This is a genomic window from Haemophilus sp. SZY H53 (genome assembly GCF_054332375.1).
The window spans coordinates 1-18,784 of sequence record NZ_JBTGNV010000005.1; the positions used below are offsets into that span (position 1 = coordinate 1).

13 protein-coding genes are annotated in these 18,784 nt (G+C 39.3%); 4 read left to right on the forward strand and 9 right to left on the reverse strand.

Annotation, left to right across the window (positions count from 1 at the left end):
• Positions 1 to 240: 240 nt before the first annotated feature.
• Positions 241 to 795, reverse strand: a complete 555-nt coding sequence (gmhB, locus tag ACXVWB_RS05815; protein WP_049357206.1) for a D-glycero-beta-D-manno-heptose 1,7-bisphosphate 7-phosphatase — start codon at positions 793 to 795, stop codon at positions 241 to 243.
• 173 nt (positions 796 to 968) lie between these two features.
• Here gmhB and metN point away from each other — a divergent pair, with 173 nt between their 5' ends.
• From metN to ACXVWB_RS05830, 3 genes are read left to right on the forward strand one after another with little or no spacing between them, the layout of a single operon-like run.
• Complete coding sequence (gene metN, locus ACXVWB_RS05820; RefSeq protein WP_049357205.1) at positions 969 to 2,006, forward strand: methionine ABC transporter ATP-binding protein MetN; 1,038 nt, start codon at positions 969 to 971, stop codon at positions 2,004 to 2,006.
• A complete protein-coding gene (locus tag ACXVWB_RS05825) occupies positions 1,996 to 2,688 on the forward strand; it encodes a methionine ABC transporter permease (protein WP_049357203.1) in 693 nt (230 codons plus the stop codon). The genes metN and ACXVWB_RS05825 overlap by 11 nt, the downstream gene beginning before the upstream one ends.
• Before the next feature lie 39 nt (positions 2,689 to 2,727).
• Complete coding sequence (locus tag ACXVWB_RS05830; RefSeq protein ID WP_289902098.1) at positions 2,728 to 3,558, forward strand: MetQ/NlpA family lipoprotein; 831 nt, start codon at positions 2,728 to 2,730, stop codon at positions 3,556 to 3,558.
• Positions 3,559 to 3,743: 185 nt separating this feature from the next.
• On the opposite strand, the gene rpoC is transcribed toward ACXVWB_RS05830, so the two are convergent.
• The 8 genes from rpoC to tal all read right to left on the reverse strand — a co-directional run bounded on the left by rpoC (position 3,744) and on the right by tal (position 16,837).
• Positions 3,744 to 7,994, reverse strand: a complete 4,251-nt coding sequence (gene rpoC / locus ACXVWB_RS05835) for a DNA-directed RNA polymerase subunit beta' (RefSeq protein WP_458485242.1) — start codon at positions 7,992 to 7,994, stop codon at positions 3,744 to 3,746.
• A 123-nt stretch (positions 7,995 to 8,117) separates the two neighbouring features.
• Positions 8,118 to 12,146 carry a DNA-directed RNA polymerase subunit beta gene (rpoB, locus tag ACXVWB_RS05840; protein ID WP_289902100.1) on the reverse strand — a complete coding sequence of 1,343 codons (4,029 nt, stop codon included), beginning with the start codon at positions 12,144 to 12,146 and terminating at the stop codon, positions 8,118 to 8,120.
• Between the two features lie 298 nt (positions 12,147 to 12,444).
• Positions 12,445 to 12,816 carry a 50S ribosomal protein L7/L12 gene (gene rplL / locus ACXVWB_RS05845; RefSeq protein ID WP_049357197.1) on the reverse strand — a complete coding sequence of 124 codons (372 nt, stop codon included), beginning with the start codon at positions 12,814 to 12,816 and terminating at the stop codon, positions 12,445 to 12,447.
• A gap of 54 nt (positions 12,817 to 12,870) precedes the next feature.
• Complete coding sequence (rplJ, locus tag ACXVWB_RS05850) at positions 12,871 to 13,362, reverse strand: 50S ribosomal protein L10 (protein WP_005694693.1); 492 nt, start codon at positions 13,360 to 13,362, stop codon at positions 12,871 to 12,873.
• Between the two features lie 312 nt (positions 13,363 to 13,674).
• Complete coding sequence (locus tag ACXVWB_RS05855; RefSeq protein WP_289902101.1) at positions 13,675 to 14,064, reverse strand: RidA family protein; 390 nt, start codon at positions 14,062 to 14,064, stop codon at positions 13,675 to 13,677.
• A gap of 80 nt (positions 14,065 to 14,144) precedes the next feature.
• Positions 14,145 to 14,891: an MlaA family lipoprotein gene (locus ACXVWB_RS05860; RefSeq protein WP_289902102.1), complete on the reverse strand. Its 747-nt coding sequence runs from the start codon at positions 14,889 to 14,891 to the stop codon at positions 14,145 to 14,147.
• Positions 14,892 to 15,058: 167 nt separating this feature from the next.
• Positions 15,059 to 15,682, reverse strand: a complete 624-nt coding sequence (locus ACXVWB_RS05865; RefSeq protein ID WP_289902103.1) for a YagU family protein — start codon at positions 15,680 to 15,682, stop codon at positions 15,059 to 15,061.
• 198 nt (positions 15,683 to 15,880) lie between these two features.
• Complete coding sequence (gene tal, locus ACXVWB_RS05870; protein ID WP_289902104.1) at positions 15,881 to 16,837, reverse strand: transaldolase; 957 nt, start codon at positions 16,835 to 16,837, stop codon at positions 15,881 to 15,883.
• A 292-nt stretch (positions 16,838 to 17,129) separates the two neighbouring features.
• Here tal and ACXVWB_RS05875 point away from each other — a divergent pair, with 292 nt between their 5' ends.
• Positions 17,130 to 18,755 (forward strand): ABC transporter substrate-binding protein, encoded by a 1,626-nt coding sequence (locus tag ACXVWB_RS05875; protein ID WP_128786789.1) that lies wholly within the window; start codon positions 17,130 to 17,132, stop codon positions 18,753 to 18,755.
• Positions 18,756 to 18,784 lie beyond the last annotated feature (29 nt).

Here is an 18,784-nt window from a genome sequence, read left to right on the forward strand (position 1 = left end):
TTAAAAAATATTTTTAAAACAAGTCAATCAACAAGTGCCCACACAGATTGTCTGATATATTGTTAAAGAGCAAAAAAGAACGACGCACTGGCTTTATTACGTTTCACAACAGTGCGTCGTTGTGTGGGGCGTATTATAGATATTTCAGAATTCTTTGCAAGTGCTTTTTTGTAAAAAATGTGATTTTTTTCTTAATTGAATATCTTTTCGTCTATTCGCTCAAAAAATAGATTATTTTTGTTATTTAATTAATCGCTTTGCTATTCTTGGTAAATCTGCAATAGAATCCAAAACATAATCAGCGAGATTCTCTCCTTCTTCTGTAATAGGTTTACCTGTTCGTACTAAAATATTTGTTCTCACGTTTGCGTCAATACCCGCTTTAAGATCTTCAATCTTATCGCCAACCATAATAGATTGCGCAGGATCGATTTTTAGTGCTTTAATCGCCTCTAATAACATGCCTGATTTTGGTTTTCTACATGCACAGTCTTCTTTATATTCGCCTTTCCCTTCCGGGTGATGAGGACAATAGTAGATACCATCTAAATCAATACCACGATCAGCCAATGACCAGTCCATCCATTCTGTAAGCTGCAAAAATTGTTCTTCTGAAAAATATCCACGAGCAATACCTGATTGATTCGTCACTAAAACTAAAAGGTATCCCAGTTCTTTTAGCGCTTTTAGTGCATCAATACTGCCTTCAATAAATTGGAAATCTTCAATTTTATAAACATAACCATGGTCGATATTTAAGGTACCATCTCGATCCAAAAAAATAGCTTTCTTCATATATTTTCTTATTTACCTTCTTCTTAAGGCAAATTATCTCCTTTATCTTCTACATTAGCAATAATAAGTCATAACCAATCAATCTAAAAAAGATCCGTTAACATATTGACATAGCAATCTAGACGTCTAGAATACAGATTAAACTTAGATATTAACTGACGACAAGGGCTTATATGATTAAGCTAAATAATATTACGAAGATTTTTACACTTCCAGATAAAAAACTGACTGCACTTGATAATGTTTCATTACATGTGCCTAAAGGACAGATTTGTGGGGTCATTGGTGCCTCTGGTGCGGGCAAAAGTACGCTGATCCGTTGTGTAAACTTATTAGAAAGACCAACTCACGGTGCCGTAATCATCGATGGCGTAGATTTAACTCAACTTTCTGACGCTGAATTAGTGAAAACACGCCGCCAAATCGGCATGATTTTCCAACATTTTAATTTATTGACCTCTCGAACCGTTTTTGAAAACGTAGCGTTACCACTTGAATTAGAAAATAAATCAAAAGCAGAAATTCAAGAGAAAACAACCGCACTTTTAGCGCTTGTTGGATTAAGTGATAAACATAATGTGTATCCAGCTAATCTCTCAGGCGGCCAAAAACAGCGTGTAGCCATTGCTCGAGCACTTGCAAGTGATCCCAAAGTATTATTATGTGATGAAGCTACTAGCGCATTAGATCCCGCTACAACACAATCCATTCTAAAATTATTAAAAGAAATCAACCGCTCTTTAGGCATTACAATTCTTCTTATTACCCATGAAATGGAAGTAGTTAAACGAATCTGCGATCAAGTTGCAGTAATTGATAAAGGCCGTCTCGTTGAACAAGGCACAGTTAGCGAAATTTTCTCTAATCCAAAAACAAAGTTAGCTCAAGAATTTATTAGTTCTACTTTCCATATCTCGTTGCCAGAAGAATACTTGGAAAATTTATCTCATAGTCCCAAACATGCAAGATCTTACCCAATTATCAAATTTGAATTTACTGGTCGCTCTGTCGATGCGCCACTACTTTCTCAAGCATCGAAAAAGTTTGGTGTCGAACTCAGTATTTTAACTTCACAAATTGATTATGCCGGTGGCGTTAAATTCGGCTTTACTATTGCAGAAGTTGAAGGTGATGAAGATGCAATTACACAAACTAAGGTCTATTTAATGGAAAATAATGTTCGAGTAGAGGTACTAGGCTATGTTCAATGAATTATGGGCAACACTTAGCCAACAATTTCCCGATAATTTTGCTAATTTATTAACGGTATCTACCGTTGAAACAATTTATATGTCGGTCTTATCAACATTAATTGCAGCTTTATTAGGTTTACCATTAGGTTTTTTAACCTTTTTAACCAATAAAGGGGCGATTTTAGAAAGCAAAAAGCTCAATGCGTGTTTAAATGTCATTATTAATATTGGACGTTCAATCCCTTATATTATTTTGTTACTTGCTTTAATTCCGCTTACCAGTTGGTTACTTCCTAGCGGGAGCATTGGTTCTAATGCAGCGATTGTGTCATTAAGTGCGGCGGCAACACCATTTTTTGCTCGCCTAACAAGTAATGCGCTTTTTGAGATTCCAATGGGTTTAACTGAAACCGCAAAAGCAATGGGTGCAACCAATTGGCAAATTATTCGTAAATTCTATTTGCCTGAATCCCTACCTACGCTAATTAATGCTATTACGCTCACTTTCGTGACATTAATTGGCTATACCGCAATGGCGGGAACGCAAGGCGGTGGCGGCTTAGGAAGCCTCGCCATTAACTATGGTGTCTATCGCAATATGCCATCGGTAACTTGGGCGGCAACGATTGTTATCGTGATTATCGTGATGCTCAGTCAAAAATTAGGCGACACGCTCGCAAAACGAGTGGATCACCGTTAATTATTTTCTATAGTATTTTATTCACAACAAGGAAAAAACATGAAATTAAAAAACTTATTTGCTATCACTGCTATTGCGTCAGCATTAGTATTAACAGGGTGTAAAGAAGAGAAAAAAGCAGATGTAGCATCAACTACACCTACTGCAACATCAATCAAAGTTGGTGTAATGGCGGGTCCTGAGCACCAAGTAGCTGAAACTGCTGCAAAAGTCGCAAAAGATAAATACAACTTAAATGTTGAATTTGTTTTATTCAATGACTACGCATTACCAAACACTGCGGTATCTAAAGGTGATTTAGATGCTAACGCAATGCAACACAAACCTTACCTAGATGAAGATGCAAAAGCAAAAAGCTTAAATAACTTAGTGATCGTTGGTAACACCTTTGTTTACCCACTTGCTGGTTATTCTAAAACTATTAAAAATGTAAATGATTTAAAAGAAGGTGCTAAAATCGTTGTTCCAAACGATCCGTCAAACCGCGGTCGCGCATTAATTCTTCTAGAAAAACAAGGTTTAATCAAACTTAAAAATGTTAACGACCTTCTTTCAACTGTAGCTGATATTGTTGAAAATCAGAAAAACTTCAAAATTTCTGAAGTAGATACTTCTGTTGCCGCTCGTGCACTAGATGATGTTGATCTTGCTGTTGTAAATAACACTTATGCGGGTCAAGTTGGTTTAAATGCGCAAGATAACGGTGTCTTCGTAGAAGATAAAGATTCTCCATACGTAAACATCATCGTTGCACGTACTGATAACAAAGACAGCAAAGCGATCCAAGATTTCGTCAAAGCGTACCAAACTGAAGAAGTTTACCAAGAAGCGAAAAAACACTTTAAAGATGGTGTTGTAAAAGGCTGGTAATCTTAGCTTAGAAGTACATATTTCAAAGCCATCCATTAGGGTGGCTTTTTATTGATGAAAAGAAAGTGCGGTCATTTTACAATACTTTTCCAAAAGAAAAATTCATCAAAACCTAACCGCTCTTTCTGTATTAAGATAATAAAAAACCCAAGTTTAAACTTGGGTTTTCTTTTATTGATTAGCGATTACTCTGCATCATCTGCCATATTAAGCATTTCTGCTAAGTTAGCGGTTGCATCATCTACTGTCATGACAAATTCATCAGCAATTACTGCTTCATCGTCTTCAGACAATTTAATCACAACATCGTCTACAATACGTTTTTTGTGACGACCTTGGTGATACGCAAAACCAGTACCTGCAGGGATTAAACGACCTACAATTACGTTCTCTTTCAAGCCGCGTAATTCATCACGTTTACCCGCCACCGCAGCTTCAGTAAGCACGCGAGTGGTTTCTTGGAACGATGCCGCAGAAATGAAGGATTCTGTCGCCAATGATGCTTTGGTAATACCAAGTAATTCACGTTCGAATTCAACCGGTGGTTTACCTTCCACTTCACGTTTACGGTTCACAATTTTCACGCGAGCTACTTCAACTTGTTCCCCTTCGAGGAATTCGCTGTCATAAGCTTTCGTAATGACTGCTTTACGTAACATTTGACGTACAATAACTTCGATGTGCTTATCGTTAATTTTTACCCCTTGTAAGCGGTAAACTTCTTGCACTTCGTTTACGATATATTCAGTTACAGCACGAACACCGCGTAAACGTAAGATATCGTGTGGTGTCTCTGCACCATCAGAAATCACGTCACCACGTTCTACCATCTCACCTTCAAATACGTTGAGCTGACGCCATTTTGGAATCATTTCTTCGTAGATTTCACCTTCAGTTGGGGTGATTAACAAGCGACGTTTACCTTTGGTTTCTTTACCGAAGGACACGATACCTGAAATTTCTGCCAAAATAGCAGGCTCTTTCGGTTTACGAGCTTCGAATAAATCAGCAACGCGTGGAAGACCACCAGTAATATCTTTAGTACCTACAGATTCTTGTGGAATACGTGCAAGTGGTTCACCCACTTTCACTTCCGCACCGTCATCTAAACTTACGATTGCTTTACCTGGTAAGAAGTATTGTGCAATAACATCAGTTTCAGGTAAGAAAATATCGTTACCTTTTGCATCAACTAATTTGATGGTTGGACGTAAATCTTTACCTGCTGTTGCACGTTCACCCACGTCTTGTACCACGATAGAAGAAAGACCGGTTAATTCATCCGTTTGACGAGTTACAGTTAAACCGTCCACGATATCAACGAATTTCACAAAACCTGATACCTCAGAGACAACTGGCATGGTATGTGGATCCCAGTTTGCCACTGTTTCACCTGCTGATACTTCTTGACCATCTGCTTTATTCAATACCGTACCGTAAGGCACTTTATAGTGTTCTTTCGTACGACCGAATGCATCGGTTACGGTTAACTCAGTATTACGAGAAGTTAACACTAATTTACCTTCGTCATTCACAACGAATTTTGCGTTAGCAAGGTGTAAAGTACCGTTGTTTTTGATTTGTACGCTAGATTCTTTCGCGGCTGCAGAAGCTGCACCACCGATGTGGAACGTACGCATGGTTAACTGTGTACCTGGCTCACCGATAGATTGAGCAGCGATAACACCCACTGCTTCACCTTGGTTGATGAGGTGACCACGTGCTAAGTCACGACCGTAACATTTCGCACATACACCGAAGTCAGTATCACAAGTTACAACAGAACGTACTTTTACGCTGTCCACTGAGTTTGCATCTAACACATCACAAAGTTTTTCATCTAATAACGTGTTACGTGCAATTAAAACTTCTTCTGTACCTGGTTTATACACATCTTCAGCTACAACACGACCTAACACTAATTCGCGAAGTGGAACTTTCTCATCGCCACCTTCGATTAATGGAGTCATGACTAAGCCTTCGTGTGTACCACAGTCATCTTCAACGATCACTAAGTCTTGTGCTACATCAACTAAACGACGAGTTAAGTAACCCGAGTTTGCTGTTTTTAATGCGGTATCCGCCAAACCTTTACGTGCACCGTGGGTTGAAATAAAGTACTGAAGTACGTTCAAACCTTCACGGAAGTTCGCTGTAATTGGGGTTTCGATGATCGAACCATCTGGACGCGCCATCAAACCACGCATACCTGCTAACTGACGAATCTGAGCTGCAGAACCACGCGCACCAGAGTCAGCCATCATAAAGATACTGTTGAAAGAAGCTTGTTTCTCAGGGTTACCTTCACGGTTGATGACTTCTTCCTGAGATAAGTTTTCCATCATCGCTTTCGCTACGCGCTCATTCGCCGCAGCCCAAATATCGATAACTTTGTTATAACGTTCGCCAGCTGTTACAAGACCAGATTGGAACTGTTCTTGAATTTCTGCCACTTCTTCTTCCGCTGCAGAAATAATTTCATATTTTTTCTCTGGGATAACCATATCATCGATACCCACAGAAGAACCTGAACGTGCAGCGTAAGCAAAACCGGTATACATAATATGGTCAGCAAACATTACTGCTTCTTTCAAACCTAAACGACGATAAGCTTCGTTGATGAGTTTAGAAATTGCTTTTTTACCTAATGTTTGGTTGAACAATAAATAAGGCATGCCTTTCGGCGCGATCATCCATAAGATTGCACGACCGATAGTGGTATCGGTTAATGTGGTTTTCTCTTCTAATTCGCCAGCTTCATTTTTCACATATTCAGTAATACGTACTTTAACACGAGAATGTAACTCCGCTTCACCTGTGCGATACGCTTTTTCAGCTTCGCGCGGATCTTGCAATAACATGCCTTCGCCTTTACCGTTTACTTTTTCACGGGTCATATAATAAAGACCCAACACCACGTCTTGTGATGGAACGATAATTGGATCACCGTTTGCTGGTGAAAGTACGTTGTTGGTTGACATCATTAACGCACGTGCTTCTAACTGCGCTTCAAGTGTTAATGGTACGTGAACCGCCATTTGGTCACCATCGAAGTCCGCGTTGAACGCCGCACAAACAAGTGGGTGTAACTGGATTGCTTTACCTTCGATTAGAAGTGGTTCAAACGCTTGAATACCTAAACGGTGAAGTGTCGGTGCACGGTTCAATAGAATTGGGTGCTCACGAATAACTTCTGCCAAGATATCCCAAACGATCGCGTCTTCACGCTCAACCATTTTCTTAGCCGCTTTAATTGTGGTTGCATAACCACGGCTTTCTAATTTTGCATAGATAAACGGACGGAATAATTCCAATGCCATTTTCTTCGGTAAACCACATTGGTGTAAGTGCAAGTATGGACCTACAGTGATTACAGAACGGCCTGAATAGTCAACACGTTTACCTAATAAGTTTTGACGGAAACGACCTTGTTTACCTTTGATCATATCCGCAAGTGATTTTAATGGACGACGGTTAGAACCCGTAATCGCACGACCACGACGACCATTATCTAATAACGCATCCACAGATTCTTGTAACATACGTTTTTCGTTGCGCACGATAATATCTGGTGCAATTAAATCTAATAAACGTTTTAAACGGTTGTTACGGTTGATCACGCGACGATATAAATCGTTCAAATCAGATGTTGCAAAACGACCACCATCTAATGGTACTAACGGACGTAAATCTGGTGGAAGTACCGGTAATACCGTCATCACCATCCACTCTGGTTTATTACCAGACTGTTGGAAAGCTTCTAATAATTTTAAGCGTTTAGTGATTTTCTTACGTTTTGTTTCAGAGTTAGTTTCTTGTAACTCTTCACGTAATTTTTCACATTCCACTTCAAGATCAATACCTTTAAGTAAATCTTGAATTGCTTCAGCACCCATTTTCGCTTCGAATTCATCTTGCCAACGGTCTTCTGCATCAAGGAATTGTTCTTCAGTTAATAACTGTCCACGTTTCAAATCGGTCATACCCGGTTCGGTCACGATGTACATTTCAAAGTAAAGCACACGTTCAATATCACGTAATGGCATATCAAGTAATAAACCAATACGGGATGGAAGTGATTTTAAGAACCAAATGTGTGCAACTGGACAAGCCAATTCGATATGGCCCATACGTTCACGACGCACTTTAGTTTGTGTAACTTCAACACCACATTTTTCACAAATCACACCACGGTGTTTTAAGCGTTTATATTTACCGCATAAACATTCGTAATCTTTTACTGGCCCGAAAATACGTGCACAGAAAAGACCATCACGCTCAGGTTTGAACGTACGATAGTTGATTGTTTCAGGTTTTTTAACTTCACCAAATGACCACGAACGGATCATGTCTGGAGAAGCTAACCCAATTTTAATCACATCAAAATCTTCACTCGTTTTTGATTGTGCTTTTAAAAACTTAACTAAGTCTTTCACAAATAGTCTCCTGTCGGAGTTAAGGGTTTCAAAGTGTGGTCAAAAATATTTTGTTTTTTAATCGCACTTCGGTGATTTCTTCCTTTTGCTTCCCCTGCGAACAGGGGAAGACAGGTTTGTCGATTACTCTTCGTCTAACTCGATATTCAAACCAAGTGAACGGATTTCTTTCATAATTACGTTGAAAGATTCTGGCGTACCCGGATCCATTTGTTGGTTGCCACCGACAATGTTTTTATACATCTTCGTACGGCCGTTCACGTCATCGGATTTCACGGTTAACATTTCTTGTAAGGTGTAAGCTGCACCATATGCTTCAAGTGCCCATACCTCCATCTCACCGAAACGTTGACCACCGAATTGTGCTTTACCACCAAGTGGTTGTTGAGTAACAAGACTATAAGAACCGGTTGAACGAGCATGCATTTTGTCATCAACTAAGTGGTTCAATTTGAGCATGTACATATAACCTACAGTTACTGGACGCTCGAATTTCTCACCAGTACGGCCATCATATAACGTAATCTGACCTGAAGTTGGTAAGCCACCGAGTTTCAACATTTCTTTGATTTCTTGCTCAGCAGCACCATCAAACACAGGTGTTGCTACCGGTAAACCTTTACGTAGGTTTTCCGCTAAACGCATGATTTCGTCATCGCTAAAGGTGCTTAAATCAACTTTTTGTGCGCCATGACCTAAATCGTATGCTTTTTGCATATAGCCACGAAGTTTCTCAACATCTTGTTTTTGTTTGATCATCGCATTGATTTGATCACCGATACCTTTCGCCGCTAAGCCTAAGTGGGTTTCTAAGATCTGACCGATGTTCATACGAGATGGTACGCCCAGTGGGTTCAATACGATTTCAACAGGTTGGCCATTCTCATCGTATGGCATATCTTCAACTGGGTTAATTTTCGAGATAACACCTTTGTTACCATGACGACCCGCCATTTTATCACCCGGCTGGATGTGACGTTTCACCGCAAGGTAAACTTTAACCACTTTTAACACGCCTGGTGCAAGGTCATCGCCTTTAATGATTTTCTTACGTTGTACTTCAAGTTTGTGTTCAAACTCTTTACGTAATTCTTCATATTGCTCAGCAAGCTGTTCTAATTGGTTTTGTTTTTCTTCATCTGAAATGGTTTGTTCTAACCATTTAGTGCGATCCATTTTATCTAACTGAACCGCATCAATACCGCCTGCAATAAGTACATTACGTACACGAGCAAACAAGCCAGCTTCTAAGATTTCTAATTCATCAGAAAGGTCTTTCTTAGCTTGTTTTAACTGCATTTCTTCAATTTCTAATGCACGTTTGTCTTTTTCTACGCCATCACGGGTGAAGACTTGAACGTCAATTACAGTACCACTTACGCTGTTTGGTACACGTAATGAAGAGTCTTTCACATCAGATGCTTTTTCACCGAAGATTGCACGTAACAATTTTTCTTCTGGTGTTAATTGCGTTTCGCCTTTAGGGGTTACTTTACCGACTAAGATGTCACCACCTTTCACTTCAGCACCCACATAAACGATACCTGATTCATCCAATTTGCTTAATGCAGATTCACCTACGTTTGGAATATCCGCAGTGATTTCTTCAGAACCTAATTTAGTATCACGTGCCACACAAGATAATTCTTGAATGTGGATTGTCGTGAAGCGGTCTTGTTGTACAACACGCTCAGAAACTAACATTGAGTCTTCGAAGTTATAACCGTTCCAAGGCATGAACGCCACACGGATATTTTGACCTAATGCTAATTCACCTAAATCTGTTGAAGGACCATCAGCTAATACTTCACCACGGTTAATTGGATCGCCTAAATTCACACAAGGAATTTGGTTGATACAGGTATTTTGGTTAGAACGGGTGTATTTAATTAAGTTATAAATATCGATACCCGCTTCGCCTGCTACAGTTTCGTCTTCATTTACTTTGATAACGATACGAGACGCATCAACGTATTGAACTGTACCACCACGTTTCGCAACAACCGCCACACCTGAGTCAAGTGCGATTGGTTTTTCCATACCTGTACCCACTAACGGCTTATCAGCACGTAAAGTCGGAACTGCTTGACGTTGCATGTTCGCACCCATTAAGGCACGGTTCGCATCGTCATGCTCTAAGAATGGAATTAACGCTGCAGCCACAGATACCACTTGTTGAGTTGAAACGTCCATATAATGAATTTCTTCTGGTTTATAAAGACCAGATTCACCACGCTCACCACGCGCAGTAACGAATGCATCAGTAAAGCGATTGTTCTCATCAAGATTTGAGTTCGCCTGTGCAATGATGTAGTTCGCTTCATCAATTGCAGATAAATATTCGATTTCTTCAGTTACTTGGCCATCAACCACTTTACGATACGGGGTTTCTAAGAAACCATAATCGTTCGTACGAGCAAACGCAGAAAGTGAGTTGATCAAACCGATGTTTGGACCTTCAGGAGTTTCAATTGGACATAAACGACCATAGTGGGTGTTATGTACGTCACGTACCTCAAAGCCTGCGCGTTCACGCGTTAAACCGCCTGGACCTAATGCAGAAATACGACGTTTATGTGTCACTTCTGATAATGGATTGTTTTGGTCCATGAATTGCGAAAGTTGTGAAGAACCAAAGAATTCTTTCACTGCCGCAGAAATTGGTTTTGGATTAATTAAGTCTTGTGGCGTGATCGCATCTAAATCGCCTAAAGATAAACGCTCTTTAACCGCTCTTTCTACACGAACTAAACCAATACGGAATTGGTTTTCTGCCATTTCACCTACGGAACGAATACGACGGTTACCCAAGTGGTCGATATCATCCACTTCACCACGACCATTGCGGATGTCGATGAGTTTTTTCATCACACCAATGATATCGTCGTTACTTAAAATACCCGTCCCCTCGCCTTCAGGAATACCTAACGAGCGATTAAACTTCATACGACCTACTGCAGATAAATCATAACGTTCTGCAGAGAAGAATAAGTTATTGAATAACGCTTCCGAAGATTCGGGTGTAGGTGGTTCACCTGGACGCATCATGCGATAGATTTCATATAATGCACTTATACGATCGTAAGTTGGATCAACACGTAATGTCTCAGAAATATATGGACCATAATCTAAATCGTTAGTAAACAATGTTTCGATGACTTTATAGCCCGCTTGAGATAACTTCGCTAATCCTTCTAATGAAATTTCACTGTTAACTGGACAAATAATCTCTCCAGAATCAAGATCAACGTAATCTTTTGCAGAAACTTTACCAATAATGTATTCCGTTGGCACCTCAACTTGTGTCACATTATCTTTTTCTAATGCTTTGATATGACGAGCTGTAATACGACGACCACGTTCTACATAGACTTTGCCATTTGCTTCGATATCAAATGTCGCCGTTTCACCGCGTAAACGCTCTGGTACTAAGGTCATTAATAATTTATTGCCAGCGATTTCGAACGTTACTCTGTCAAAGAATAGGTTTAAGATTTCTTCAACCGTATAACCTAACGCACGTAAAATAATGGTTGCCGGTAATTTACGACGACGGTCAATACGTGCATATAAGTTATCTTTTGGATCAAATTCGAAATCCAACCAAGACCCACGGTAAGGGATAATACGTGCGTTATAAAGCACTTTACCTGAAGAGTGTGTTTTCCCTTTATCAGAATCAAAGAATACGCCTGGGCTACGGTGTAATTGTGAAACGATAACACGCTCGGTACCATTGATCACAAAGGTACCATTATCAGTCATCAATGGGATTTCTCCCATGTACACTTCGCTTTCTTTGATGTCTTTTACTGCATGTGATGAAGATTCTTTATCGTAGCTAACTAAACGTAATTTGACACGCAACCCTGCCGCATAAGTGGAACCACGAATTTGACATTCACGTACATCAAACTCTGGCTCTTCTAAACGGTAATCAACATATTGTAATTCTGTATAGCCATTATTGCTTACGATTGGAAAAACAGAACGGAATGCAGCTTCTAAGCCTTGTTGACCTTCAGGATCTTTTTGAATGAATTTATCAAAAGAATCTAATTGGATAGTTAATAAATAAGGTACATTTAAAACTTGCGGACGTTTGCCGAAGTCTTTACGAATTCGTTTTTTCTCAGTATAGGAGTAACCCATTATTGGTTTTCCTCTGTAAATTTTAGTGAGACCGAGTTGATATAAAGAAAAGTGCAGTCAAATTGATTGACGTTTTTATTTATATCGGAGATTGACGCCGTTTCGGATACCGCACTCTGAACCTTACTTCTGTAGTGGGCTACTTAAATTAAAACGTCTGATTAATTTAAGTGGAAACAGATACCATTAAACGGAAAATGCCTATCTGTTTTTTTGTACTGTTTTTGATAGCACAAAATGGCTGATGGTAAACCACCAGCCATTAAGCCTGAGAAACAGGACATAAGTGAATCAAAAATTATTTGATTTCTACTTTTGCACCAGCTTCTTCTAATTCTTTCTTAAGTGCTTCAGCTTCTTCTTTAGAAATGCCTTCTTTTAAGTTAGCTGGAGCAGATTCAACTAAGTCTTTAGCTTCTTTTAAGCCTAAACCAGTTGCACCACGTACTGCTTTGATAACTGCTACTTTGTTAGCACCAGCTTCAGCAAGAACTACGTCGAATTCAGTTTTTTCTTCTGCCGCTGCTGCTGCACCGCCAGCTGCTGGAGCTGCTGCTACTGCTGCTGCAGAAACGCCGAATTTTTCTTCCATCGCTGCGATTAATTCAACGATTTCAGTTACAGATTTAGAAGCAATCGCTTCAATGATTTGTTCGTTAGTTAATGACATAACAATCAATTCCTAAAATTAATAAAGTTAAATGAAGTAAGAAACGCTTAATGATTAAGCTGCTTCTTGTAATTTGTCGCGTAATGCCGCAAAAGTGCGAACAAGTTTGCCTGCCGCAGCTTCTTTCATTGTGCCCATTAAACGTGCAATTGCTTCTTCGTAAGTTGGTAATGTTGCTAAGAATTCAACATCTTGGATCTTACCTTCAAAGGCTGCACCTTTAATTTCAAACTTATCGTTTGCTTTAGCAAAATCTTTGAACAAACGTGCTGCTGCACCTGGGTGTTCATTAGAGAATGCGATAAGTGTTGGACCTACAAACGTATCTTGTAAGCATTCGAAATCAGTGCCTTCAACCGCACGACGTAATAAAGTATTACGAACAACGCGCATTGTTACACCCGCTTCACGAGCTGCTTTACGTAATTCAGTCATTTTATCAACAGTTACACCGCGAGAATCCGCGATTACTGCTGAAAGTGCACCTTTGGCTGCTTCATTTACTTCGGCAACAATTGCTTGTTTGTCTTGAAGATTTAATGCCATTGGCTTTTAGCTCCTGAATACACTCCGATTTCTCGGAATTAATTTACCTCATCGAAAGAGTTATCTTTCAGACTAGGACGACTTCGGTGCCCAGAAGCAAGAAATATTCTTATTCTGTTCACCATCTACGTAGGATTATTAAGACGATTATTGCTAACCATTCCCTACGGTCTTGGACGGGGCTTGAATAGGTCAAGCACCAACCAGAAATTTTACGCTGAGCGTAATTTAGGAGCGAGATTATAGTGATTAATCTCGCTCTTGTAAAGTCTATTGTAGAAAAAATCTGCAGATTTTAACCGCACTTTGCGATTATTTTCTTACCGCAATTGCTTCGATTTCCACACCTACATCTTTTGGTAATCGAGCCACTTCTACACAAGAACGAGCTGGGAAATTCGGATGATTGTTTTCTTTAAAGAACTTCTCGTACTCTGCATTTACTGCTGCAAAATCATTCAGATCTTTCACAAACACAGTAGTTTTCACAATATCACCCACGGCCAAACCCGCTTGTTCAATAATCGCTTTCACATTCTCTAAAGATTGACGCGCTTGTGCCACAATATCTTTCGGCACTTCACCATTCGCCGGATTAACGGGAATTTGTCCAGATGTTAAAACTAAATTACCTAAATCTACCGCTTGAACATAAGGACCGATTGCTGCTGGGGCTTTTTCTGTGTGAATGATTTTAGTCATGATATTCTCCTTTAATATTGACGAATAAATACGCTTGCTATCCTAACATATAAGTGACTTTATCGCTTATACGAGTATTCTTAATCAATCTCTTTTAATACATCATCAGACAATTCTTTCTGTGAGCTTTCTTTTACTTTGCCATCATTTACTTTAAATTCTAAATTCTGATAATAAGCTTCGCGGAAGGTAACATAAGGATCTTGTGCTTGATTGAGCAACTCGGTTTGATCCAATGTTTTCGAGCGTTTATCTACCGCTTGCACTCCATATTTTACAAGTGACCACGGACCGCCTACCCAATTCCAGAAAGGATAGGTATAAGCTGCATCAACTACTGCACCCGTTAATTGACGAGGTGTCGTCGCATTATAAATTGGCAATACAATATAAGTACCTGCATCTACACCATAGGTGCCCAATGTTTCACCAAAGCTACGTTGATCATAAACCTGTAATTCTTTACTTGCACTTGCAAAGTCAAATAAGCCACCGATACCAAAGGTTGAGTTAATCCAAAAGCGGTTGAAGTGAACAAAGGCTTTTTTCGGTTCACCTTCTAATAAACGGTTAACAAAGCTCACCGGCTCATCCAAGTTATTTGCCACATTGGATAGACCTTTTGTAACCGGTGTTGGCACGTAATCACGCCAGCCTTTTGCTGCTGGTTCCAACACATAGCGATCCATGACTTTATAGTTAAAATCAAACATCGTACGGTTAAAACCTTCTAATTTATCATTGCGTTCACCATCAGCTTTGGTTGCACAACCTGTTAAAACAGCCGTTGTCATTAAGCTTACTGCAAGTAAAGGTGCTTTTTTCATTCCACTTTCCTATTACAAAAAATTGTCTTTATTCTAACCAACTTGAGAGATAACTACAAAAAATTTATTTAAATTCTAGTACTAACTTTCTTGTAAAACGATATTTTGGATTTCAATGTCAGTAAAAATGCCACCTTATTGGTGGCATTCTTACTCAAAAAGATTGATTATTCTGTTGTATTTTTTAATGGAATTTCTGCATCGGGCTCGTGAGTAATACGGTTACGTAGATCACGGCGAATAATCTCAATTGTCCAGAACCAGAAAATGTGTCCCACTAATTCAGAAATATGTTCATATAACGGCCATTCTGCAACAGGTGGTGTTAAACCCAATGCAGGGAAAGTAATGTAATGCACAAAAATATCGGCGATTAAACCAGCACCAATACCCTGCCAAAATTTGATTTTAGGGAAACGTTCTGCCACTAAGCAGTAAGCAATAGCAAATACTAATGAGAAAGTAATGTGAGTCACACCAATCCAGTCAAAACCATGATCTGCAAAAGTAAATACGGCTTGAGTTGGATCAATACCTAAATAATCACGTAAGAATACGTGTGGTGGGTTTAAGAATGCACGTGAACAGACTTGAAGAATTTGATCTTGGCTTAAGCCTGTAATGTCTACTTTACATGCTGCCGCGAAGAAATCAATTGGACTACGCGGTGGAAATGGATGCTCTGCACCCCATTTTACGAATGCAGAAATCAAACCTGCAATAATACCAACAAAAATCGCTACGCCATAACGACGACGATTAGCAGGAGTTTGTTCAAAAATACCTGACATATATTTGCTCCGAAAAAAGAAAAAAATGACCGCTCTTTGTATCAAAAGTCGCAGTTCCCATTTTGCTTTAGCAAAACTTATCTTGAATTTTCAATGACTTTGGTGAGTTAGTCAAGAACTAATTATTAAGAGTTAGAACATTTTATGATAAGAATAAAAAATGCGGTTATTTCCAACCGCACTTTCTTCTCTATCAAATTAAAGTTTTGCTGAAAGCATTGCTTCTAATTTCTCTTGGTCAACTGCAAATTTGCGAATTCCCTCTGCTAATTTTTCAACTGCCATCGCATCGCTGTTATGTTGCCAATAGAACTCTGCTTCAGTAGTTAACGGTTGAGGTTTCGCTTTTACTTCACCTTTGTACTCTAGTTTACGTACAAGTGCGGTTGAATTTTCTTGTAATTCTTTGAGTAAAGCGGGTGCAATAGTTAAACGGTCACAACCTGCTAATTCAATAATTTCGCCTACATTACGGAAACTTGCGCCCATCACCACCGTTTTATAACCATATTCTTTGTAATAGTTATAAATTTTGGTTACAGAAATGACACCTGGGTCTTCTGCTGGCGCATATTCTTTTTTATCGGTATTTGCTTTGTACCAGTCTAAAATACGGCCTACGAATGGCGAAATTAAATAAACACCCGCTTCAGCACAGGCGCGAGCTTGCGCTTCGGAGAATAATAACGTTAAGTTACAGTTAATGCCTTCTTTTTCAAGAATTTCTGCCGCACGAATACCTTGCCATGTTGAAGCAATTTTGATCAAAATACGATCATTTGAAATGCCTGCCGCATTATAAAGTGCGATAAGTTTACGTGCTTTTTCAACGGTTGCTTGGGTATCGTAAGAAAGGCGCGCATCTACTTCTGTTGAAATGCGTCCCGGAACAATTTTTAAAATTTCTAACCCAATGTTTACCGCTAATTTATCTTCTGCATCAATTAATTGTTGTGCTTTATTCGCACTTTGCGCTTTTGCATAAGCAATCGCTTCATCAATTAATGGTGCATATTGAGGTAATGCTGAAGCACTTAAAATTAAAGATGGGTTTGTTGTTGCATCTTGCGGTTGGTATTTTTTAATTGCATCAATATCGCCAGTATCAGCCACAACGACGGTCATTTTACGAAGTGAATCTAACTGAGTTGTCATTATATTCTCCTTGAATGGACTTGTTTGAATCTAATTGAGTTAAGATAGCATAATTAGCTTTAAAAAGGTAATTTCTCCAGCAAAATATTTGCGATAGGAAAAACCAATACATTCTAGATTTCTCCTCTCATATCATCACTTTTAGCAATTTTTTTAGCGATTTATTAGACACAAATCACAAAACTCAATTTTTCTTCAAATAATCCCCTTACAAATCTTTACAAAAATAATTTTTTGAGCTAATAAGTGGAAGACTCTTATAAAAATATCACCTAATAACAAGGAGGCTCAAATGCAACACAAACTACTCTTCTCAGCAATCGCTCTTGCTCTTTCCTATTCTGCGCAAGCAGTTATACTACCTGAGGGAACGCAATTAGATGAAAAACAGCATATCGTGTTCAATAATGGGGCTGAACCGCAAAGTTTTGATCCACAAAAAACCGAAGGTGTACCAGAATCTAACGTTGCTTATCAATTACTTGAAGGCTTAGTCACCTCAGACTCTGAGGGTAAACTTCAACCGGGTGTGGCGGAAAGCTGGGAAAATACACCTGACTTCAAAACCTGGACATTCCATTTACGTAAAGATGCTAAATGGTCAAACGGTGATCCTGTTACAGCACACGACTTCGTATTTGCGTGGCGCCGTTTAGTGGATCCTGCAACTGCTGCACCTTACGCAAGTTACTTAAGTTATTTACAAGTTGAAAATGCGCAAGACATCATTGACGGTAAGAAAAAACCGGCTGAATTAGGCGTGGAAGCAAAAGATGATTACACCTTTATTGTTCATGCAACCAATCCTGTGCCTTATGCGGTCAGTTTAACGACTCACCAATCCTTATTGCCATTACCACAAAAAGTAGTCGAAAAATTGGGTGATGCATGGGTGAAAAAAGAAAACTACGTGGGTAACGGTGCGTATAAGCTCGCTAACCACATCATTAACGAAAAAATCGAATTTGAACGTAACCCACTTTATTGGAACGATAAAGAAACCGTAATCAATAGCGCGACATTCCTCGCTATTGAGAATCCAAGTACCGATGTAGCGCGTTATCGTGCCGGCGATTTAGATATGACGAGCTACGCCTTACCACCAGAACAATTTGCTAAATTACAAAAAGAGTTGCCCGGCGAAGTATTCACGACACGTACTCTCGCAACCTATTCTTACGAGCTAAACAATAAGAAAGCGCCTTTTGATAACGTGAATATTCGTAAAGCCTTAAACTTATCCCTTGATCGTCATGTGATCACCGATAAAGTATTGGGTCAAGGTCAAACACCAACCTATGTGTTTACCCCAACTTACATCGAAGAAGGTCATCTTATTCAACAACCTGCTTATTCAAAAGAACCAATGGCACAACGTAATGAAGAAGCCATCAAACTCTTAGAAGAAGCGGGTTACAGCAAAGCAAATCCATTGAAATTCAGCATTCTTTACAATACCAATGAAAACCACAAAAAAGTGGCCATTGCTGCAGCATCTATGTGGAAAGCGAACACCAAAGGTTTGATTGATGTGAAATTAGAAAACCAAGAGTGGAAAACTTACATTGATAGCCGTCGTGCCGGTCGTTACGACGCGGCACGTGCAGGATGGAATGCGGATTACAACCAAGCCACAACATTCGGCAACTATTTCTTATCTAATTCGAGTAACAATACCGCAAAATACACGAATCCAGAATATGATAAAGCGATTGCTGAATCTTATGTCGCAACGGATGCAGAAGGTCGTGCAAAAGCTTATGCGAAAGCCGAAGAAATTCTTGCAAAAGATTACGGTATCGTACCAATCTTTAACTATGTGAATCCACGCTTAGTGAAACCTTATGTAAAAGGTTATTCAGGCAAAGATCCGCAAGATCACATCTACTTACGCAACCTTTATATTATTAAACATTAATTCGTTGCTCGTATTTAAGTGCGGTTAAA